17 protein-coding genes and 1 pseudogene are annotated in these 20,891 nt (G+C 72.5%); 10 read left to right on the forward strand and 8 right to left on the reverse strand.

The window, feature by feature from the left end; translation table 11 throughout:
• Nucleotides 1-97: 97 nt before the first annotated feature.
• Nucleotides 98-1,093 (forward strand): aldo/keto reductase, encoded by a 996-nt coding sequence (locus BGM09_RS03930; protein WP_188279965.1) that lies wholly within the window; start codon nucleotides 98-100, stop codon nucleotides 1,091-1,093.
• A 327-nt stretch (nucleotides 1,094-1,420) separates the two neighbouring features.
• On the opposite strand, the gene BGM09_RS03935 is transcribed toward BGM09_RS03930, so the two are convergent.
• Both BGM09_RS03935 and BGM09_RS03940 read right to left on the reverse strand, forming a co-directional pair.
• Nucleotides 1,421-2,944 carry an MFS transporter gene (locus BGM09_RS03935; protein ID WP_188279966.1) on the reverse strand — a complete coding sequence of 508 codons (1,524 nt, stop codon included), beginning with the start codon at nucleotides 2,942-2,944 and terminating at the stop codon, nucleotides 1,421-1,423.
• Between the two features lie 187 nt (nucleotides 2,945-3,131).
• The gene (locus BGM09_RS03940; protein WP_188279981.1) at nucleotides 3,132-3,509 is read right to left on the reverse strand and encodes a MarR family winged helix-turn-helix transcriptional regulator; all 378 of its coding nucleotides are present in this window, start codon (nucleotides 3,507-3,509) and stop codon (nucleotides 3,132-3,134) included.
• 207 nt (nucleotides 3,510-3,716) lie between these two features.
• Between BGM09_RS03940 and BGM09_RS03945 the strand changes: the two genes are divergently transcribed.
• Nucleotides 3,717-3,968: a hypothetical protein gene (locus BGM09_RS03945; protein WP_188279967.1), complete on the forward strand. Its 252-nt coding sequence runs from the start codon at nucleotides 3,717-3,719 to the stop codon at nucleotides 3,966-3,968.
• On the opposite strand, the gene BGM09_RS03950 is transcribed toward BGM09_RS03945, so the two are convergent.
• Entirely contained in the window at nucleotides 3,938-5,347 is a 1,410-nt protein-coding gene (locus BGM09_RS03950; protein WP_188279982.1) for an NCS2 family permease, read from the reverse strand. The genes BGM09_RS03945 and BGM09_RS03950 overlap by 31 nt on opposite strands.
• A gap of 207 nt (nucleotides 5,348-5,554) precedes the next feature.
• Between BGM09_RS03950 and BGM09_RS03955 the strand changes: the two genes are divergently transcribed.
• Complete coding sequence (locus BGM09_RS03955; RefSeq protein WP_188279968.1) at nucleotides 5,555-5,833, forward strand: DUF2530 domain-containing protein; 279 nt, start codon at nucleotides 5,555-5,557, stop codon at nucleotides 5,831-5,833.
• Nucleotides 5,834-5,863: 30 nt separating this feature from the next.
• Nucleotides 5,864-8,335, forward strand: a complete 2,472-nt coding sequence (locus BGM09_RS03960; protein WP_188279969.1) for an HAD-IC family P-type ATPase — start codon at nucleotides 5,864-5,866, stop codon at nucleotides 8,333-8,335.
• Nucleotides 8,336-8,356: 21 nt separating this feature from the next.
• On the opposite strand, the gene BGM09_RS03965 is transcribed toward BGM09_RS03960, so the two are convergent.
• Together BGM09_RS03965 and BGM09_RS03970 are read right to left on the reverse strand one after the other, a co-directional pair.
• Nucleotides 8,357-11,611 (reverse strand): sacsin N-terminal ATP-binding-like domain-containing protein, encoded by a 3,255-nt coding sequence (locus BGM09_RS03965; RefSeq protein WP_188279970.1) that lies wholly within the window; start codon nucleotides 11,609-11,611, stop codon nucleotides 8,357-8,359.
• 270 nt (nucleotides 11,612-11,881) lie between these two features.
• Nucleotides 11,882-12,751, reverse strand: a complete 870-nt coding sequence (locus BGM09_RS03970) for a DUF3027 domain-containing protein (protein WP_188279971.1) — start codon at nucleotides 12,749-12,751, stop codon at nucleotides 11,882-11,884.
• Between the two features lie 325 nt (nucleotides 12,752-13,076).
• On the opposite strand from BGM09_RS03970, the gene BGM09_RS03975 reads away from it, so the two are divergent.
• From BGM09_RS03975 to BGM09_RS03990, 4 genes are all read left to right on the forward strand, one after another.
• Nucleotides 13,077-14,390 carry an MFS transporter gene (locus BGM09_RS03975; protein WP_317452510.1) on the forward strand — a complete coding sequence of 438 codons (1,314 nt, stop codon included), beginning with the start codon at nucleotides 13,077-13,079 and terminating at the stop codon, nucleotides 14,388-14,390.
• A gap of 152 nt (nucleotides 14,391-14,542) precedes the next feature.
• Nucleotides 14,543-15,034, forward strand: a complete 492-nt coding sequence (locus BGM09_RS03980) for a hypothetical protein (RefSeq protein ID WP_188279972.1) — start codon at nucleotides 14,543-14,545, stop codon at nucleotides 15,032-15,034.
• A complete protein-coding gene (locus BGM09_RS03985; RefSeq protein ID WP_317452511.1) occupies nucleotides 15,031-15,816 on the forward strand; it encodes a futalosine hydrolase in 786 nt (261 codons plus the stop codon). The genes BGM09_RS03980 and BGM09_RS03985 overlap by 4 nt, the downstream gene beginning before the upstream one ends.
• Nucleotides 15,806-16,690 carry a 1,4-dihydroxy-6-naphthoate synthase gene (locus tag BGM09_RS03990; protein ID WP_188279973.1) on the forward strand — a complete coding sequence of 295 codons (885 nt, stop codon included), beginning with the start codon at nucleotides 15,806-15,808 and terminating at the stop codon, nucleotides 16,688-16,690. Before BGM09_RS03985 ends, BGM09_RS03990 begins: the two co-directional genes overlap by 11 nt.
• A gap of 155 nt (nucleotides 16,691-16,845) precedes the next feature.
• On the opposite strand, the gene BGM09_RS38735 is transcribed toward BGM09_RS03990, so the two are convergent.
• Entirely contained in the window at nucleotides 16,846-17,229 is a 384-nt protein-coding gene (locus BGM09_RS38735) for a cold-shock protein (protein ID WP_033173507.1), read from the reverse strand.
• Nucleotides 17,230-17,394: 165 nt separating this feature from the next.
• Here BGM09_RS38735 and BGM09_RS04000 point away from each other — a divergent pair, with 165 nt between their 5' ends.
• Nucleotides 17,395-17,643: a hypothetical protein gene (locus BGM09_RS04000; protein ID WP_317452512.1), complete on the forward strand. Its 249-nt coding sequence runs from the start codon at nucleotides 17,395-17,397 to the stop codon at nucleotides 17,641-17,643.
• 59 nt (nucleotides 17,644-17,702) lie between these two features.
• Here the strand turns inward: BGM09_RS04000 and BGM09_RS04005 are convergent, their stop codons facing one another.
• Together BGM09_RS04005 and BGM09_RS04010 are read right to left on the reverse strand one after the other, a co-directional pair.
• On the reverse strand, nucleotides 17,703-18,347 hold the full coding sequence (locus BGM09_RS04005) for an HAD family hydrolase (RefSeq protein WP_317452513.1): 645 nt from the start codon (nucleotides 18,345-18,347) through the stop codon (nucleotides 17,703-17,705).
• Nucleotides 18,348-18,466: 119 nt separating this feature from the next.
• The gene (locus BGM09_RS04010) at nucleotides 18,467-19,468 is read right to left on the reverse strand and encodes a hypothetical protein (protein ID WP_188279974.1); all 1,002 of its coding nucleotides are present in this window, start codon (nucleotides 19,466-19,468) and stop codon (nucleotides 18,467-18,469) included.
• A 126-nt stretch (nucleotides 19,469-19,594) separates the two neighbouring features.
• Between BGM09_RS04010 and BGM09_RS04015 the strand changes: the two are divergent.
• Nucleotides 19,595-20,891 (forward strand): annotated as a pseudogene (locus BGM09_RS04015) (DNA-binding protein); the annotation flags it as partial.

The following is a 20,891-nucleotide window of genomic DNA, read 5'->3' on the forward strand; positions in this document are numbered from 1 at the left end:
CACGGCGCCCGGACGGCGGGCAGCACGGCGGGCAGCACCCCGGATACCCCGGATTGCCCCTTGATTCGAGCGCACTCCAAGAGCTTGGCTGAATGCCATGGAGTACACACAGCTCGGACGTACCGGCCTCAAGGTCAGCCGTCTGGTTCTCGGCACGATGAACTTCGGCCCGGAGACGGATGAGGCGGACAGCCACTCGATCATGGACGCGGCCCTCGCGGCGGGCGTCAACTACTTCGACACCGCCAACGTCTACGGCTGGGGCGAGAACAAGGGCCGCACCGAGGAGATCATCGGCACCTGGTTCGCCAAGGGCGGCGACCGCCGCGACAAGACGGTCCTGGCCACCAAGGTGAACGGCTACATGGGCACCGCCGACGAGCCCTGGCCGAACCACGACAAGCTCAGCGCGCTCAACATCCGGCGCGCCGTCGAGGCCAGCCTCAAGCGGCTGAACACCGACTACATCGACATCTACCAGTTCCACCACGTCGACCGGGACACTCCGTGGGAGGAGATCTGGCAGGCGATCGACGTCCTGATCCAGCAGGGCAAGATCCTCTACGCCGGGTCGAGCAACTTCGCGGGCTGGCACATCGCGCAGGCCAACGAGGCGGCGGCGCGGCGCGGTTCACTCGGTCTGATCACCGAGCAGTGCCTGTACAACCTGGCGGAGCGGCGGGCGGAGATGGAGGTCATCCCGGCGGCGCGGCACTACGGCCTCGGCGTGATCCCCTGGTCGCCGCTGAACGGCGGTCTGCTCGGCGGCGCGCTGCGCAAGCAGCGCGAGGGCGGCGGCGCGCGTTCCACCAGCGGACACAGCGCGAAGGCGCTCCAGGACGGCAAGCTGCGCGACCAGGTCCAGGCGTACGAGGACCTGTGCGACAAGCACGGCTTCCAGCCCGGTGACGTCGGTCTCGCCTGGCTCCTCACCCGTCCGGGTGTGACCGGTCCGATCGTCGGCCCGCGCACCCAGGACCAGCTCGACTCGGCGCTGCGCGCGCTGGAGCTGGAGCTGTCGGAGGAGTTCCTGGCGGCGCTCGACGAGATCTTCCCCGGCCCTGGGCCGTCCCCGGAAGCCTTCGCCTGGTAGTTCCCGGCGCCGAGGAAACCCGAGGGAACCCAGCTGAACACGGCGGGTACGGCGGGCGCGGCGGGCGGAACAGCCGCGGCGGCCGTGCCCGTCGAGCCGTCGTCCGGCCCTGACGGTGTCACGGTGTCACGGTGTGGACGGTTCGGGGGTGCCGCCGCGGGTCAGCCCAGCGCGGCGGCCACGACCACCACCACGAGCATCAGGACGAAGGCGGCGGTCATCACACGGGTACGGGTTTTGGGGTCCACACCCCGAGGTTAACCGGCCCCGGTCACCCCTCCGGCCGGTGGGCCGCCGCCCGTACCGGTCCCGTAAGCCCACGCAGGCTCATACGGCCGGGGTGAGCCGGGGCGCCGACTCGTCGTCCTGAGGCTGGGGCTGGGGCCGAACCTGGGCCTGGGCCTGAATCTGGGACGTGGCCCGCGCCTGGCTCTGAGGCGCCGGCGTCTTCGCGTCCGGGCAGGGCGCCGGAGCGCCCTCCCCCGCCGCCTCCGGCGCGTCCTCGGCGTCCACGCCGCCGTTGACCGGCTCGCGGGGCACGAAGGAGAGCAGGGGCTGGCCCTTGATCCTGCCGTGGCGCAGGTTGAGCCGGAGCCGGAGCCCGCCGATGCGGGCCAGGACGATCGCGACGGTGGCGGCGGCGGCCGCGGAGATCAGGCCGCCGGACAGGAAGCCGACGCGGGCGCCGTACGTGTCGGTGACCCAGCCCATGACCGGACCGCCGATCGGGGTGCCACCGACGAAGACCATCATGTACAGGCTCATCACCCGGCCGCGCATGACGGGTTCGGTCGCGAGCTGGACGGTGGCGTTGGCCGTCGTGTTGAAGGTCAGGCCGAAGATGCCGATCGGGACCAGCAGGACGGCGAAGATCCAGAAGGCGGGCGCCACGGCCGCGGCGGCCTCCAGCAGCCCGAAGACGCAGGCCGCGGCGACCAGCATGCGCAGCCGGGTACGGGTACGGCGGGCGGCGAGCAGCGCGCCGAGCAGGGAACCGGCCGCCATCAGGGTGTTGAGCAGGCCGTAGGTGCTGGCGCCGCTGTGGAAGACCTGGTTGACGAAGGCGGAGAGCCAGATCGGGAAGTTGAAGCCGAAGGTGCCGATGAAGCCGACCAGGACGATCGGCCAGATGAGGTCCGGCTTGCCCGCCACGTAGCGCAGGCCCTCGCGGAGCTGGCCCTTGCCGCGGGGCACGCGGTCGACCCGGTGCAGCTCGGAGGTGCGCATCAGCAGCAGGCCGACGAGCGGGGCGATGAAGGACAGGCCGTTGAAGAGGAAGGCCCAGCCGCTGCCGACGGCGGTGATCATCACACCGGCGACGGCGGGGCCGATCAGGCGCGCGGACTGGAAATTCGCGGAGTTGAGCGAGACCGCGTTGCGCACATGGCTCGGGCCGACCATCTCCATGACGAAGGTCTGCCGCGCGGGGTTGTCGATCACGGTGACCATGCCGAGCAGGAAGGCGATCGTGTAGACGTGCCAGACCTGGACGACCCCGCTGAGGGTGAGGACGGCCAGCAGGAGGCCCAGGAGGCCGAGTACGGCCTGGGTGAGGATCAGGATCTGCCGCTTGGGGTAGCGGTCGGCGATGACACCGCCCCAGAGGCCGAAGAGCAGCATCGGCAGGAACTGGAGCGCGGTGGTGATGCCCACCGCGAAGGACGAGCCGGTGATGCTGAGCACCAGCCAGTCCTGGGCGATCCTCGACATCCAGGTGCCGGTGTTGGACACCACGGCGCCGGTCGCGAAAAGCCGGTAGTTGCGGACCTTGAGCGAGCTGAAGGTGCTCGTCCTGCCGTCCGCGGGTCGGTCAGGTTCGGTTGCGGTGCCTGGTCCGGCTGCCGAACTCAATCGGGTCTCGCCTCCCCTTCAACAGGTGGTCGGTCGTGCTGTCCGATGGCTCGCGCGGCACAGGTGTCGTACGGGTCATACAGCTCGTGCGGTTCGTACTGGTCCTTAAAAGTCATACGTTTCGTGCGGGTCGTACAAGGTCGTGCGCGTCGTACAAGGTCGCGCCGGTCATACGAGGTCGTGCCGGTCACAGGTGAGCGAGCTTCTCCAGGACCGGAGCCGCCTCGCGGAGCACCGCGCGCTCCTCGTCGGTCAGGCCCTCGGTGAGCCGGGCCAGCCAGGCGTTCCGCGTGTCGCGGGCCTCGGCGAGGATCGCCTCGGCCTGCTCGGTCTGGCTCACCACCACCTGGCGCCGGTCGTCGGGATGCGGTTCCCGGCGGACCAGCCCCTTGGCCTCGAGCATCGCCACGATGCGGGTCATCGACGGCGGCTGCACGTGCTCCCTGCGGGCCAGTTCGCCAGGGGTGGCGGACCCGCAACGGGCCAGGGTGCCCAGCACCGACATCTCGGTAGGGCTGAGCGTCTCGTCGACACGCTGGTGGCGCAGTCGGCGGGAGAGGCGCATCACGGCGGAGCGCAGCGAATTCACCGCGGCGCGGTCGTCCTCGGACAGTTCGGTCACGTTCCTTAGATTAGCTCATTAGCTAACCTAAGTAAAACTTGGCCCACCGGGACCCCACTCAACCCTCATGTGCCCTGATATCACCCATACGGGTGAGATGGCCGCCGAAAGTCCCCCGCGGCGGCACCCGGTCCGGGGACCTTGGGGCGTATGGCATCGAGAGTGCTCAGCCTGCGCATAGACGCAGACCTGTGGGACCGGATCCGCGACCATGCCGCCAAACGCGGAATGAGCGCCCAGGACTATGTGGTCCAGGCGCTCATCCGTGACGACTTCGACGAACGGTTCATGACGGCCGTCGACGAGACCGAGCGGTTCTACGGGCAGGACGGGCCGCTGAGCGGACCCGCCCCCACCCCTCAGGCACCGGCTCAGAGCAGGCCGAGCGCGGGCATCAGGTAGTAGAAGGCGAAGACCGCGGCCACGGCGTAGAGCGCGACCGGCACCTCACGCCCGCGTCCGGCGGCCAGCCGCAGCAGGCAGAAACTCAGGAAGCCGATGCCGATGCCGTTGGTGATCGAGTAGGTGAACGGCATCATCACCATGGTCAGGAACGCCGGCACCGCGATGGTGAAGTCGCTCCAGTCGATCTCGCGGACCGAGCCCGCCAGGATCAGGAAGCCGACCGCGATCAGGGCGGGCGTGGCGGCCTGGGCCGGGACCATGGTGGCCAGCGGTGTGAAGAACAGCGCGAGTACGAACATCAGGCCGGTCACGATGCTCGCGAGCCCGGTCCTGGCGCCCTCTCCGACGCCCGCCGTGGACTCCACGAAGCAGGTGTTGGCGGACGAGGAGGAGGCGCCGCCGACGGCGGTGGCGATGCCGTCGATCATCAGCACCTTGTTGATGCCGGGCAGGTCGCCCTTCTCGTCGAGCAGATCCGCCTCGTCGCTGACGCCGAGGATGGTGCCCATCGCGTCGAAGAAGCAGGACAGCAGCACGGTGAAGACGAAGAGCACGCCGGTCAGGATGCCGACCTGCTGGAAGCCGCCGAAGAGGCTGACCTTGCCGACGAGGCCGAAGTCGGGGCTGGCGACCGGGTTGCCGGGCCACTTGGGAACGGTGAGGCCCCAGTTGGCGGCGGGGATGTCGGCGACGGCGTCCACGATCACCGCGAGGACCGTCATGGCGACGATGGAGATCAGGATCGCGCCCGCGACCTTGCGGATGATCAGCGCCAGGGTGAGCAGGGTGCCGAGGATGAAGATCAGCACGGGCCAGCCGTTGAGGTGGCCGTCGGAGCCGAGCTGGAGCGGCACGGTGGTGTGAGCGGCGTCCGGGATACGGGTGACGAAGCCGGAGTCGACCAGGCCGATCAGCATGATGAACAGGCCGATGCCGATCGCGATGCCCTTGCGCAGGCCGAGCGGCACCGCGCTCATCACGCGCTCCCGCAGCCCGGTGGCGACCATGACCATGATCGCGAAACCGGCGAGCACGACCATGCCCATCGCGTCCGGCCAGCTCATCTTGGGCGCGAGCTGGAGGGCGACGACGGTGTTCACGCCGAGCCCGGCGGCGAGCGCGATCGGCACATTGCCGACCACGCCCATCAGCAGGGTGGTGAAGGCGGCGGTGATCACGGTCGCGGTGACGAGCTGGCCGCCGACCAGGTGGTGGCCGTACTTGTCCACGGCGGAGCCGAGGATGATCGGGTTGAGCACGATGATGTACGCCATCGCGAAGAAGGTGGCGAGACCGCCGCGAATCTCCCTCGGGACGCTGGACCCGCGCTCGGAGATCCGGAAATAGCGGTCAAGGCCGGGGGCGGCGGGCGGCATACGGGTCCTCAAAGTGCTCAGCTTGGATGATCATACGAACAAATTCGGCCAGCGCGTGGCTGCTTCAGTATGAATAAACAACTTGTCAAACGCCATCTGCGCGCGTAGATCCTTGAATCGCACGGCCACCACCACCCGGCCACCACCCCGCGGGCACCCCGCCACCACCGCGCCCGACCCCGTTACCGCCCCCATTACGATGGGCGCATGAGCAGCAACCGGACCCCCCTGCGCGAGGCCCCAGAGCCGCTGGAGGCCAACGATGTGGCCACTGTCACAGTCGGCACGATCGTCTGGGCCGTGCTCTTCGTCGTGCAGCTCCCCTTCTACGGCTGGTATGCGGACCACGGCCATACCTGGCTGATCTGGACCTGTCTGGCGGGCGCGGGGCTCGGACTGATCGGCCTGAAATACGTCACCGCGCGGCGGGCCGCGATCCGTCGGGCCGCCGCGGCGCGCGGTCCGCAAGGGCCCTCCGCCGAGTAGAAGCGGCGGGCGCCACGTACCGTCGGACCCATGACGGAACGCACGGACACGGAGGTCGTCACCCGGAAACCGGGACTGACCGGCGGCGAGGTCGCGGAACGCGTCGCGCGCGGCGAGGTCAATGACGTACCGGTACGCTCCTCCCGCTCAACTTCCGAGATCGTCCGGGCGAATGTCTTCACCCGGTTCAACGCGATCATCGGCTTCCTTTTTCTGATCATTTTGGTGGTCGGTCCGATCCAGGACGGCCTCTTCGGCTTCGTGATCGTCGCCAACACCGCGATCGGCATCTTCCAGGAGCTGCGCGCCAAGCGGACCCTGGACAGCCTCGCCGTGATCGGCGAGGCCAAGCCCTCGGTGCGCCGTGACGGTGCGTCGGCCGAGATCCACACCTCCGAGATCGTCCTCGGCGACCTCATCGAGTTGGGCCCCGGTGACAAGGTCGTCGTGGACGGCGTCGTCGAGGAGGCCGACGGCCTGGAGATCGACGAGTCGCTGCTGACCGGTGAGGCCGACCCGGTCATCAAGCGCGCCGGGGACCAGGCGATGTCCGGCAGCTTCGTGGTGGCGGGCGGCGGCGCCTTCACCGCCACCAAGGTCGGCCGGGAGGCGTACGCGGCGCAGCTCGCCGACGAGGCGTCCCGCTTCACGCTGGTCAACTCCGAGCTGCGCAACGGCATCAGCCAGATCCTCAAGTACGTGATGTGGATGATGGTGCCGACGGCGGTCGGCCTGATCATCAGCCAGTTCACGGTGGAGAGCCACGACGGGCGCGAGGCCGTCCGCCGTACGGTCGGCGGCATCGTGCCGATGGTGCCGGAGGGTCTGGTGCTGCTGACCTCGGTGGCCTTCGCCATCGGCGTGATCCGGCTGGGCCGCAAGCAGTGCCTGGTCCAGGAACTGCCCGCGATCGAGGGCCTGGCCCGGGTGGACATCGTCTGTCTGGACAAGACCGGCACCCTCACCGAAGGCGGCATGGACGTCTCGGACCTGCGCCCGCTGGACGGCGCGGACCGCGACTACACCGCCCGCGTCCTGGCCGCGCTCGGCGCCTCCGACCCGCGCCCCAACGCCAGCCTCCAGGCCATCATCGACGCCTACCCCCGGCCCGGCGGCAACGCTTCCCAGGACGGCTCCGACGAGGGCTCCGAGGACGGCTCCCAGGACGTCTCCCAGGACGGCAGGGCCGCCAAGGACGCCGCCGCGGACGGCGGTTGGCGCTGCACCGAGGCGCTGCCCTTCAGCTCGGCCCGCAAGTACAGCGGCGCCGCCTTCAACGAGCCGGACGGCGCCAGCAGTACGTGGCTGCTCGGCGCGCCCGACGTGCTGCTGCCCACCGGGCACGGCTCGCTCGCCGAGGTCGACCAGCTCAACAACGAGGGTCTGCGGGTGCTGCTGCTGGCCCGCACCGACCGCCCGCTCGACGACCCGCGGGTGGCCGAGACCGTCACCCCGTACGCGCTGGTCGTCCTCGAACAGCGCCTGCGGCCCGACGCCGGGGACACGCTGCGGTACTTCGCCGAGCAGAATGTGCAGACCAAGGTCATCTCCGGCGACAACGCGGTGTCGGTCGGCGCGGTCGCCGGCAAGCTCGGGCTGCCGGGCGCGGACGCCCCGGTGGACGCCCGCCAACTGCCCGCCGACCAGGACGAGATGGCCAAAGCGCTGGAGGGCGGCGCCGTCTTCGGGCGGGTCACGCCGCAGCAGAAGCGGGACATGGTCGGCGCCCTCCAGTCCCGCGGGCACAACGTCGCGATGACCGGCGACGGCGTCAACGACGTACTCGCCCTCAAGGACGCCGACATCGGCGTCTCCATGGGGTCGGGTTCCGAGGCCACCCGCGCCGTCGCGCAGATCGTGCTGCTCAACAACAGCTTCGCGACGCTGCCTTCGGTGGTCGCCGAGGGCCGGCGGGTGATCGGCAACATCACCCGGGTCGCCACGCTGTTCCTCACCAAGACGGTCTACTCCGTGCTGCTCGCGGTGCTCGTGGTGTGCTGGCAGGTGCCGTACCCCTTCCTGCCGCGGCACCTCACGCTGCTGTCCACGCTCACCATCGGCGTGCCCGCCTTCTTCCTGGCGCTCGCGCCCAACAAGGAGCGGGCCAAGCCGCACTTCGTCCGGCGCGTCATGCGGTACTCGACCCCGGCGGGGATCATCTGCGGGCTCGCGGCGATGCTGTCGTACCTGCTGGCCCGGCACCACTACTCCGGCAGCGGGGCGCTGGACGCCGAGACCAGCGCGGCGACGCTCACGCTGTTCCTGCTGGAGGTGTGGGTGCTGGCGATTGTGGCCAGGCCCTACACCTGGTGGCGGATCGCGCTGGTACTGGCCATGGGCGTCGGCTTCCTGATCGTGCTGGTCGTGCCGTGGCTCCAGTCCTTCTTCGCGCTGAAGCTGGTGGGCACGCAGATGCCGTGGACGGCCGTCGGCATCGCGGTGGCGGGCGGACTGGTGCTCGAAGCGGTGTGGGGGTGGGTGCGCAGGCGCGACACCGCGTGAACCCGCACACCTGAGGGTCCGTCAGTCGAACCAGCGGTCCATGGCCAACTCCTCGGTACGGGTGGGGTCTTCGAGGAGCGCGGCCAGTTCGAAACGGCGGTGCCAGTGGGCCGTGGCCCACGCCAGGCCCGCGGCCACGCCCTCGACCGTGGAGGCGTGCAGGGTGCCGTCGACGTAACGCCAGGAGACTTCGACGTCCCCGGTGACGAGCAGTTCCTCGTGCTCGATGTACGTGGCGGGGGCGCCGGGGAGCAGGTCGTGGACGGCGGGCAGCACGTCGTGGGGCTCGCCCTCGGAGACCACACGGGCCTCGACGGCGTCGCTGAGGCGGCGGACCTGGAAGAGGTCGGCGAGGTCCGCGGCCAGCCGCGGCGGCACCGGCAGCAGGGCGCGGCCCGCGGCGAGCGGCAGCAGGTCGGGGGCGTCGGCGACCAGCGCGTCGGCGGCGTCCACGACCTGGGGCACGCCGTCCACGACGGCCCGCAGGTCGTCGGGGAGGGTGACCTGCTCGGGGTCGAGTTCGGCGAGCGCCGCGTAGAGGCGGTGGAGCTGGGCGGGGGTGACCTGGCGGTCGGGGTCGGCCAGCCGCGCGAGGAGTTCGGCGGCGCCGCCCGGTTCGTCCAGCAGGGCGGTGACGGAGGTGCGTACGCCCAGCGCCCGCAGCACCTGCTCGTCCACGGCCGTGCCGGTGGCGGCCTCGTCGTAGAGCCCGGCGAGCAGCGGGTCGCCGCCCGCCGCGCGCAGGCCGACCGGGCGGCGGCCGTCGAGCACGGGGTGGTCGCGGAGCCACCAGGCGGCGTAGGGGCGTACGGAGTCGGTGGTGCCGTCGGGGAGCAGGACGCGTACGGGTGCGGTGATCGCGTCGCGCAGCGGGGGGCGGGAGAGCAGCGCCAGCGCCTGCGGCCAGGCGTCGTCGTCCACCAGGTCGAGGTCGCGGACGCCGGTCACCTCGGTGGCGACCGGCGGCACGTCGGTCTCGGGGAGGCGGTCCAGGACGTCCTCGCACCACACGTCGACGGCGTCGAGCAGGCCGACGTCGTCGGGCTCGGCCCAGTCGCTGTCGCGCGGTTCGAGGTCGTCGGGGTCCAGGACGACGTCGGCGGCGCGGACCAGCGCGAAGGTGGCGAGCACCCCGACCGCGGCGAGCGGCTGTTCGCCCCAGCGCTCGGCCAACTCGGCGTCCACCGCGGCCAGTTCGCCCTCGCGCAGGACGGATTCCAGGGCGCTGCCGGGGAAGACCAGCTCGCCGGCCGGGGCGAGTTCGCCCTCCTCGTCGGGCAGCGCGAGGGCGGCGAGCCACGGCTCCTCGCCGGGCGCGAGCCCCGCGGCGCGGGCCAGACCGAGGACGGTGTCGGCCAACTCCTCGGCGTCCAGGGCGTTCTCGTCGTCCCAGGCGGCGTTCTCGTCGTCCAGCGAGGCGGCCACCGCGGCCCTGACCTGAGGGGTGGTCAGGACGGCGCGCGGGGTGGCGGGGGACGCGCCGAGCTTTTCGAGCAGCGGGTGCACGGCGTCGGCGTGGGCGACGCGCAGGCCGAGGCGGGCCAGCGCGGCGGGGTCCACCGCGCCCGCATCGCCGTCGTCCCCCTCCCCCGGCACCGGCAGCAGCACCTGGCGCGGGCCGAGGACCGTACGGCCGTCGGCGAGCGGCACCGGGAGGCCGCTGAGGACGTCGGCGTCGGTTCCGGCCAGCGCGTCGTACAGGCGCCACCACCAGCCCGCCGGGCGTTCGGCGCCCGCGAGGCGGTCCACGGCGTCGGCGAGGGTCAGCCGGGCGACGCCCAACTGGCGCAGGGCGGGCCGCCGTTCGAGCGTGGAGGGGACCAGTGTCGGCAGCACCTCGGCCAGGACGCGGACGGCCTGCGCGGTGGCGCCCTCGACGACCTCGGCCTCGACCGGGCGCAGCGCGGGCGCCTCACCGGCCAGCGGACCGCCGCCGTCCCAGGAGCCGTCGTCGGCGGCCTTCTCCGTGTCCTCGGCGGGCTCGGGGCTGTCGGGGCCGTCGGGGCCGTCGTCAGGGCGCGGCTCCGCGGCGCGCGGCAGGAAGGCGGTACGGGGCAGCTCGGCGAGGATCGCGCGGCGCAGCTCGGCGTCGAGTTCGCCCTTGCCCAGCGGGCCCGGCACCAGGTCGACCACGCCGGTGCCGACCGGCCGCCAGCCGGCGAGCAGCGCCACGTACGACGCGGCGGCGCGGGCCAGCAGGAAGTCGGTGAGCGGGCCGAGGGCGGCGTGGCGGCGGGTCGGGTCGAGCGGGAAGGAGGCGAGCAGCAGCGCGGGCAGGCCGAGCGGTTCGTCGGTGGGCGTGGGCGCGTGGACGACGGGCGCGGTGCGGGGAGCGGCCGGTGCGCCCTCCTCGTCCACGGGGACCGCCCAGGTCACCGACCAGACGGGGCGCAGCCGTTCCTCGACCGGGCGGTCGGCGAGCAGGTCGGGGGTGAGGGCGCCGGAGGCGGACGACACCCGCCAGCGGGCGGGCGCGCCGCGGTCGCTGTCCTCGATGACCACGTCGCCGTCTTCGGTCTGACGGCGGGTCAGGGTCCGTACCCCGTCCGGGGTTTCCACCACGACCTCGGCCAGACCCGGCAGCGCGAGCAGCAGCGCGTCGTCCACGGCCGCCAGCAGCCGGGCCGCGAGGTCGCCCGCGGCGCCGTCGCGCAGCGGCAGCAGCACGACGGTGTCGTACGTGTCGGGCGCGCGGCCCTCCGCGGGGAACGGCAGGCGCAGCAGTGGGACATGGCCGTCGCGGCGCCGCAACTCCTCACTCAGGCCGGGGACTTCGGCGGCCAGCGCGCGGGCCTCGGCCAGCGACCAGCGGACGCCGCCGGTGCGGCCGACCACGGCAGGTTCGTCGCTGACGGCCAGCACCGCCGCGAAGCCGACGCCGAAGCGGCCGACGGCGGCCGGGCCGTCGTCGCGCTTGGCGGAGGCACGGAGGGTGGACAGCGATTCGACGGCGGCGGCGTCGAGGGGCGCGCCGGTGTTGGCGGCGGCGAGCAGCGCGGGGTCGTCGTCGCCCTCACCGGCCCCGTGGAGGGTCAGCCGCAGGCGGCCGGGGACGCCGGCCCGTACCGCCGCGTCGGCGGCGTTCTGGGCCAGTTCCACCACGAGGCGGTCGCGGTAGCCGCCGAGGGCCAGGTCCTCCTCGGCGTTGGCGTCCTCACGGAAGCGGGCGGCCGACGCGGACCAGGCGGTGGTCACGCCCGCGCGGAGCGCGGCGGTGCCGAAGGGGTCGCCGGTGGCTTCCGTGACGACCGTCGGTCGGGTCCCTGCGCGGCTCACGTGGACCTCCGGGTCGCTTCTGCTTCAGCCCTTGCGTGGCGACCGTACAGCCAATCGTGCGGCGCTCGCGCGGCGCACCCTCACCGCGCCCGCGGCGCGGTCACCTTTCCCACCCGCACCGCCCGCACCGCCCGCGCTACCCGCGCTACCCGCACCGCCCGTACTACCCGTACTACCCGTACTACCCGTACTACCCGTACAACCTGAGTTCCGGCGATCGGCCGTCCCCTGGGGATTCCCCGCCATCGGCGGCTTTCCGCCGTCACGAGGTCAGGGCTGGTCCGGGTGCAAGGAGACCTGCTCGGTCTCCTCCATGTCGTCCAGGACCATCGGCGGCGGGGTGGGGGTCTTGGGCATCACGGCGGCCTCGGAGTGGCCGCCGCAGCCGTAGGACAGGGAGACCAGGCGGCCGTCGGCGGGCGAGAACTCGTTGGCGCAGATCCCGAACGCCTGGCTGAGCGAGCCCTTGATCGCGACGAGGAAGCCGCAGCTCACGCAGTTGGCGGGCGCGGCCTGGGCCATGGGCGTCTTGGCGCCGAACTGCTCCTCCCAGCGGTCGGCGGCGGCGTGCAGGCCGTAGCGGGAGAGCACCCGCGGCCGTCCCATGCCGATCTCGGCGGCGACCGCGGTGATCGTCGCGGGCGTGGGCACCACGAAGTCGGCGTCGGAGGAGCCCGCGGCGCCCTCGGGACCCGCGGCGCCGTCCGAGCCGTCCGAGGCGTCGGCCGACCCGTCGGGGAAATCCGGGAAGCGCTCGTCGTCCTCGCCGGTCCACCCCGGCTCCAGGCGCAGGTCGTCGGCCTCGGTGGGCAGCAGGTCGCCGGGGCCCATGTCGCCGGGCCGCAGCCGCTCGCTCCACGGCACCCATTCGGGCGCGAGAATCGCGTCGTCGCCCGGCAGCAGCACCGTTTCGTCGATGGTCACGACCTTGGCGCGGGACGCCCGCGTGAGGGTGGTGGCCCAGCGCCAGCCGCGGTAGGCGGGCTCTTTACAGGCGAAGTAGTGGGTGACGACGCGGTCCCCCTCGGCCACGACGCCGAGGTGCTCGCCGACGGACTGCGGCCCCGCCGCCTCCTCCGTCACAGCCAGCGCGACATCGACCGCCTCGGCGCACAGGCGGTCAGGGGTACGGCTTCGCATCGCAGCACTCACAGAAATCGTTTCTCTCTCTACGCCGTCTCACGTGTGCGCCGCGACGCGACGGACCCGACGCGGAAAACCGGGGCGGAGCGGACCTGCGGACCGCTTCGACGCCTTGGTTTTCTGCCTTCGTGGTCCTGCCCGAGCGTCTTCGGGCGCACCTGTTGTCACCCATTCTGCGCGATCGCACGCTACCTGTGCGCACCACGTGCGCAAAGGAGGGGGTGCGTGGTCTTCCGATTGGGGCAGGATTGCTGTCGTGGCACAAACGGTGACTGCGGGCCCAGGGCCCGTGCGCAGGGCCGGACGCGCCCTCGCTAACGGCGTGGGGCGGTCCGGCGGTGCCCTGCGTCGTCGTATCAGGCGTACGACACACGCGGGCGGCGCGGGCGAGTCGGGGCTGGCGAAACTGATCGAACTGCACGCCGTGAACTCGGCGGGCGACATGTTGATCACGATCGCGCTCGCGAGTTCGGTGTTCTTCTCGGTCCCGACCGGACAGGCCCGCGGCCGGGTCGCGCTCTACCTGCTCGTGACGATGGCGCCGTTCGCGCTCCTGGCCCCGGTGATCGGTCCGCTGCTCGACCGCCTCCAGCACGGCCGCCGGGCGGCCATAGCGATGGCGATGATGGCGCGCGGCGTACTGGCCTGGACGATGGCCGTGGTGATCAGCACCGCGGGCCTCGGCCTGTATCCGATGGCGCTGGGCGTGCTGGTGGCGTCGAAGGCGTACGGCGTGGTGCGGAGCGCGGTGGTGCCACGGCTTCTGCCGGACAGAACGACACTCGTGAAGGCCAATTCACGGGTGACGCTGGCGGGTCTGCTCGCGACGGCCATCGCCGCGCCGGTCGGCGCGGGGCTGCACGCCATCGGCCCGCAGTGGCCGCTCTACGGCGCCTTCGTGGTCTTCATCATCGGCGCGCTGCTGTCGATGGCGCTGCCCTCGAAGGTCGACTCCTCGCGCGGCGAGGGCAAGGTCCGGCTGTCGGCCGACGAGGAGGCGCCGCCGGAGCCGTCGGGGATTCCGGGCAAGCGGCCGAGCCTGCTGGGCGTCGGCTCCTCGGTGCTGCACGCCCTCCAGGGCAACGCGGGGCTGCGCTCGCTGTCCGGCTTCCTCACGATGTTCCTGGCGTTCATGCTGCGCGAGCATCCGCTGGGCGGCCTGACGGCGGCGACCTCGCTGGGCGTCGTGGTCGTCTCCGCGGGCGCGGGCAACGCGCTGGGCACGGCGCTCGGCGCGTGGCTGAAGGCGCGCGGCCCCGAGATCATCATCGGCAGCGTCCTGATCTGCTCGCTGACGGCGACGATCGCCGCGGCCACCTGGTACGGGCTGGTCACCGTCGCCGCCGCCGCGGCCGTCGCGGGCATCTCGCAGGCCCTGGCGAAGCTGTCGCTGGACGCGCTGATCCAGCGCGACGTACCGGAGTTGGTGCGCACCTCCGCCTTCGCCCGCTCCGAGACCGCCCTCCAGCTCTCCTGGGTGGTCGGCGGCGGCCTGGGCATAGTGCTCCCGCTCAACGGCCAGCTCGGCATGTCGGTAGCGGCCTGTCTGGTGCTCTTGGCGTTCGTGGTGTCGGTACGCGGCCTGTTCGGCTCGGCACGGCGCGGCGGCAACCCGGCGTCGGCACGGGTGGCGTAAGGACACGGCCGTACGCGGTACGGACCCGGGCACACGCGGCACGGACCTGGGCACACGCGGTACGGGTGTACGGCGGCGATGATCGTCGGGCCGTCGCGGGACACGTCCCACCCCCGCGCGGCCTGGGGGCGACAGCCCGGTAGCCTCCTGCCATGAGCATTCGCCGCGCTGCCACCACCATCGGTGCCGTCTCCCTCGGGCTCGTCGCCCTGACCGCCTGCGACAAGCCGACCCCCCTGGCAACCGTGACCGTGGGCACCCGGTCCGTGACCGCGGAAGCCGTGGACAAGTGCTACGCCCACGGCAAGCTGCTCCCCCAGACGATCTTCGAGGCGTGTCTGACGGCCGCTCCCAAGCACCACCTCACGGTGGGCCTGGGCGACCAGGTACGGATCGGCGTGGACCCGAAGCTGGCGAAGAAGGGCTGGCTGCTCGCCAACGGCACCCAGCTCGTCACGCAGGAACTGCTCAAGAACCAGACGTACTGGACGCTCGACAGCGACACCCTGTTCACCGTGCAGGACCAGCAGACCGGCCAGTCCACGCAGGTCAAGGAAGTCACCTTGAACATCGTGGAGTCCGGCGACCTGACGGGCCGCAAGACGTACGGCATCTGGAAGATCAAGCTCGTCCGCGGCAAGTGACGCCCGACCGCGCCTCCGGCCCCGCGCCCAACCCCGGTCCCGCGTCCGCCTCCGGCCCCGAACTCGGTCCCGGTCCCGGTCCCGGTCCCGCGCCCGCGGCTTACGGCAGGCTCCTCGTCGTGACCGCGGTGGACGCGGAACGCGCGGCCGTCGAGGCCGGGCTGAGCGCGGCAGAGCCGCCCACCGCCGTGCCGGCGGACGTGATCGCCGTCGGTGTGGGTCCGGCGGCAGCGGCGGCGGGGACCGCCACCGCGCTGGCGCTGGCCGAGGCGGCGGGCGCTCCGTACGGCCTGGTGGTCTGCGCCGGGATCGCGGGGGGTTTCGCGCCGGTCGCGCCCGTGGGCCATGTGACGGTCGCGGAGACCGTCGTGGCGGCGGACCTGGGCGCGCAGACCGACGAGGGCTTCGTACCGGTGGTGGAGCTGGGTTTCGGCATCTCGGAGCACCGGCCGCCCGCACGGCTGAGCCGGGGCGTGGCGCGGGCGCTGGGCGCGGCGTACGGCCCGCTGCTGACCGTGAGCACGGTCACCGGCAGCGGGGAGCGGGCCGCGGAGCTGAGCGGCCGTCACCCGGGCGCCGTCGCGGAGGCGATGGAGGGCTTCGGGGTGGCGGAGGCCGCCGCGGCGCGCGAGGTGCCGATGCTGGAGATCCGCGCGGTGTCGAACGCCGTCGGCCCCCGTGACCGCGAGGCGTGGCGGATCGGCGACGCGCTGGCGGCCCTGACGGTGGCGTTCGGGAAGCTCCCGGCCGCCTTGGAGGTTGAAGCCACACATGACGACTGACACCGCGAACACGGGCCCGGCCGGGGCGCCGCACGACGCCGCGCTGCGGATCGCGTACTCCCCCTGTCCCAACGACACCTTCGTCTTCCACGCGTGGGCGCACGGCCTGGTCCCGCAGGCGCCGCCGCTCGACGTGACCTTCGCGGACATCGACATCACCAACGGGATGGCCGAGCGCGGCGAATTCGACGTGCTGAAGGTGTCGTACGCGGTGCTGCCGTGGGTGCTGGAGGAGTACGCGCTGCTGCCGTGCGGCGGGGCGCTGGGGCGCGGCTGCGGGCCGCTGGTGCTGACGCGGGAGCCGGGCGCGGACCTGGCGGGCAAGACGGTCGCGGTGCCCAGCGAGCGGTCGACGGCGTATCTGCTGTTCCGGCTGTGGGCGGCGACGGAGGTGCCGGGCGGGGTCGGAGCGATCGTGGTGCTGCCGTTCCACGAGATCATGCCCGCGGTACGGGACGGCCGGGTGGACGCCGGTCTGGTGATCCACGAGGCGCGCTTCACGTACCAGAACTACGGCCTGCACAAGCTCGCGGACATGGGCGAGCACTGGGAGGCGACGACCGGGCTGCCGATCCCGCTGGGCGCGATCATCGCCAAGCGCTCGCTCGGCAAGGAGCGGCTGCACGCGCTCGCCGAGTCGGCCCGTACCTCGGTGCGGATGGCGTGGGACGACCCGGAGCCGTCGCGCGAGTACGTGCTGGAGAACTCGCAGGAGATGGACCCGGCGGTCGCGGACCAGCACATCGGGCTGTACGTCAACGAGTTCACCGCCGATCTCGGCGAGGACGGATACGCCGCCGTACGCGGGTTGTTGACGCGGGCCGCGGCCGAGGGACTGGTGCCGCCGCTCGCCCCCGACGCGCTCGCATTCTGACCGAGACTTTCGCCGGGTGGCCGGAATTCACCGTGTCCGTTCGGCACGTGCGCACTTCGGCACTTGCGTACTTCAGCACTTCGCCGCTTTACCGGAAGACGGGCTTCCGGCAAAGCGGCGCTAAAAACGGTCAACTTCCCTGCGTCATAGCGGACTCATACGTCGAGCTGGTCGGCGACAACGCGCAGCACGGAAGCGATCTTGTGTCCGTGCGCCTTGTCGGGATACCGGCCGCGCTGGAGGGAACGCGCGACGTCTTCGAGCAGCGTGGTGAGGTCCTGGACGATCGGCAGCAGCTCATCGGGTTTACGGCGTTGCGCCGCCGCCACCGAAGGAGCGGGGTCCAGAAGTGTCACCGAAAGCGCCTGATCACCGCGCTGTCCTGCGACGACGCCGAATTCCACACGCTGGCCGGGCTTGAGCGCAGCGACTCCGTCAGGCAGCACCGACGAGTGCACGAAGACGTCGCCGCCGTCATCGCGGGAGAGAAAGCCGAAGCCCTTCTCGCTGTTGAACCACTTGACTTTGCCGGTAGGCACGTCCGACCTCGTCCTCATTGCTCGAAACGACTCTGAATAAGACTTCAGCGGGTCCATCGGGGACCCGCTGGCACCAAGGCTAATGGCCTGGTGCTGTGTGACAAGACGCCAACGTCCCGTTCCCCGGCCGTTCGACCGCCCCCTGAACGGATCTACCCTTGTCCGGTGAGCAAACAAACCATGGGCGCCGGTGACCTCCTGGTCCGCGTCGGCGCGATCGTCTTCCTCGTGGGCGCGGTCGGCACTCTTGTCACCGTCGCACCGCTGCTGCTGGGCACGCATACGCTGCCGACGCCCGCGTATTTCGTGTCCATGCTGATGGGCGTGGGTATGGCGGTGGCGCTGTGCGGGCTGCTGCGGTCCGCCCTCGCGCAGCGGCAGACCTCACGGGAGCGGAGCGCGGCCGGTTCCTGAACCGGCCGCCGGCCTTTCGGGGCGGAATCCGGCGGCGGCTTCCGCCGTCCCCGGTGCGCTCAGGCCGCCGCGGACGTGTGGGCCGCGAACCAGGCCGGAAATTCGGTGAGATCGTCCAGGACGACATCGGCTCCGGCCGCCCGCAGTTCCGCCGCGTCGCACGGGCCCGTGGTCACCGCCACCGACAGCGCGCCCGCCTTTCGCGCGCCGCGCACGTCCCCGACGTGGTCGCCGACGTACACGCTCGCGCCGTACTCGATCAGCGCCTGCGCCTTCTGTTCCGCCCACAGCCAGCCGCGCACCTCGGCCTCGATCCCGACGTGCGCCAGGTGCAGTTCCGCGTTCGGCCCGTACTTCGCCGTCACCACCACCGGCCGCCCGCCGCCCGCCCGGACCGCCGCGACCGCCTCCGCCGCACCGCGCATCGCGGGCGTCGGGGCGATGGCGTGGTCCGGATACAGCGCCCGGTACAGATCGCCGATCTCGGCCACGCGCTCGGCGGGGAACCAGTTCGCCAACTCGTCGTCCAGCGGCGGGCCCAGCCGCGTGACCGCCAGCTCCGAGTCGATCCACACGCCGGTCTCGGCCGAGAGCCGGTCGTACACGGCCTTGATCCCGGGCCGGGAGTCGATGAGCGTCATGTCGAGGTCGAAGCCCACCGTGAGGGTGGGCCGGGGCGGTACGGAGCTGAGGTCGCTGGTCACGCCCTCATTCTCCCCCGCCGCGAACGGTGCCCCGTAGGGGGGCGCGAGGGGCACCTCCCGGCGCCCCTAAAAACTCGGCGTGCCCTCCAGCGCAAGGGGGGCGTACAGAGGTGGGAGCCTCAGAGGGGGCGGCGGGCGCGGAGGATCAGGTAGAGGGCGGAGCCAACGGCGGCGACGCGGACCGCGAAGGGATAGGCGTCCTGGAAGGCGTGGCCCATCTGCCCCTGGGCGATCGGATCGCCCCACTTGCCGGTGTCGCGCCCCCAGACCCAGACGACGAGCCCGAGGGCGGCGGCCCCGGGAATCCCGAGGACGCCGAATTTGGCCTGGCGGCGGGTGAGTCGGCGGGAGAGGTAACCGGCGAGCCAGCCGAGGCCGAGGGGGATCCAGGAGCCGATGACGGCGCCCGCGACGAGAAGGGCGGCGGCGAGCAGGAGCAGCGGGCTGCCCCAGGTGACGGTACGGGCGGCGCGGCGGCGCGGCAGCCAGCGGCGGCGCGGGCGGGCGGCGGCCTCCTCCTCGTACTCGGCCTCCCCCTCGGCCTCCTCGGCCTCCTCCTCGACCGGCGCACGCGGCGCCCCGGGCCTGACCCTGGCCTTGGCCCTGGTGTCGGCGTCGCCGTCCAGGTCCTCGTCGTCGAAGGGGATGAAAACGCCGCCGGTCATACCGGGCAGGCCGGTGAGTTCGTCACCGGCCCTGAGGTGACCGTCGCGGCGCTCGTCCCGGTCCCACCAGTCCGCTTTCCGCGCGCCCTTGCCCGTGGCCCCCTTGTCCGTACCGGCCGCCTTCCGCGACGAGGGCACGCCGTACGGGCCGTAGGGGCCCCCGGTGGGCGCGGAGGGGGACGAGGGCGGGACCGGGACCCCGGGGCCGGCGGCGGCCCCGGACGAGGCGTCGCCGGAGCCGCCGGCCGCGGCCTCCACGACGGCGTCCGGGCTGCCGATCCGCCCCAGGATGCGGCGGACGGTCGCCGGGTTGTCGCTGTCCTTGCGCTCCCGGTCGATGTCGGTGCGGAGCTGCGCGACCAGCCGCATGCGCTGGGAGGCGGGCAGCGCGGTCTGCGCGAGGTCGCCGATCCGGCTGAGGTAGTCGAACACCATCTGGTCGCTCTCGACACCCACCGCCAAGCCCCTTTGTCCGCGCCCGTGTCCGACCCTGCACCGACCGTACCCGCCCGCCGTCCCCGCTGTCCTCATCCCCGGCCGCCGTCCACGGCCGCCGCGACGAGGGGGGCTAATGTGGAACGGATGACGACCGGAGGCCAAGGATCTGACCCGCGCACGCTCGCGGAGGACCTGCGCGCGCGTGACGACGAGGCGCTGGGGCGGCTGCTGCGCGCCCGGCCGGATCTGCTGAGCCCCGTACCGAACGACCTGACGCAGCTCGCGACCCGCGCCTCCACCCGTACGTCGGTGGTCCGCGCGCTGGAGCACCTGGACCGCTTCACGCAGCAGGTCGCCGAGGCCCTGTCGGTGACGCGGGACCCGTGCTCGTACGGGACGCTGCTCACGCTGATGACGGGCGGCCCCGAGGGCGGACACGCGGGGCCGCTGGACGCGGAGCGGGTGGCCGCGGTGACCGCCGCGCTGCCGCGGGCGGTGGACGTACTGCGGGCGCGGGCGCTGCTGTGGGGCCCCGACGACCGGCTGCGGCTGGTGCGCACCGCGCGGGACGTGCTGGCGCCCGCCGCGACCGTGCCGTCCGCGACCGGTCTCGGGCCCTCGGTGAGCGAGGCGACCTCGGGGATGTCGCCCTCCCGGCTCCAGGAGATCCTGGCGGACGCCGGGCTCGATCCGACGCACGACCCGATGAGCGCGGTCACCGCGCTGGCCGGGCTCTTCGCGGACCGCGTCCGCACGGCGGCGCTGCTGGACACCGCGCCGGACGGGGACGCGCGCAAGGTGCTCGACCGGCTGGTGTGGGGGCCGCCGTACGGCGAGGTACGGGACGCGACCGTGCCGGTGCGGGCCGCGGACGCGGTGACGCCCGTGCAGTGGCTGCTCGCCCGCGGCCTGCTGCTGCCCGCGGGCCAGCACAATGTGCTGCTGCCGCGCGAGGCCGCGCTGAGTCTGCGCGGCGGCCGGGCGCACCGTACGCCGGAGCCGCTGCCGCCCGGCGTCGCGCCGGTGCCGCGTACCGAGCGGACCGTGGACATGACGGCGGCGGGACAGGCGTTCACGGCCGTCAGCACGGTCGGCGAACTGCTGAAGGAGTGGCAGACCGGCGGTCCCTCCGTCCTGCGCGCGGGCGGCATCAGCGTCCGCGACCTCAAGCGGACCGCGACCGCGCTGGACCTGGCAGAGGCGCAGACCGCCTTCTGGCTGGAGCTGGCCTACGCGGCCGGGCTGATCGCGACGGACGGCGAGCTGGACGAGGCGTACGCGCCGACGCCCGCCGCCGACGAGTGGCTGCTGCTGCCCGCGCAGGAGCGGTGGGCGGCACTGGCCGCCGCCTGGCTGACGGCGACGCGGACGCCGGGCGTGGTCGGCAGCAAGGACGCCAAGGGCCGCGCGCTGTCGGCGCTCGGCCCCGACCTCGACCGGT

This window comes from Streptomyces sp. CBMA29 (assembly GCF_014596445.1).
In the GTDB taxonomy this organism is placed as follows: domain Bacteria; phylum Actinomycetota; class Actinomycetes; order Streptomycetales; family Streptomycetaceae; genus Actinacidiphila.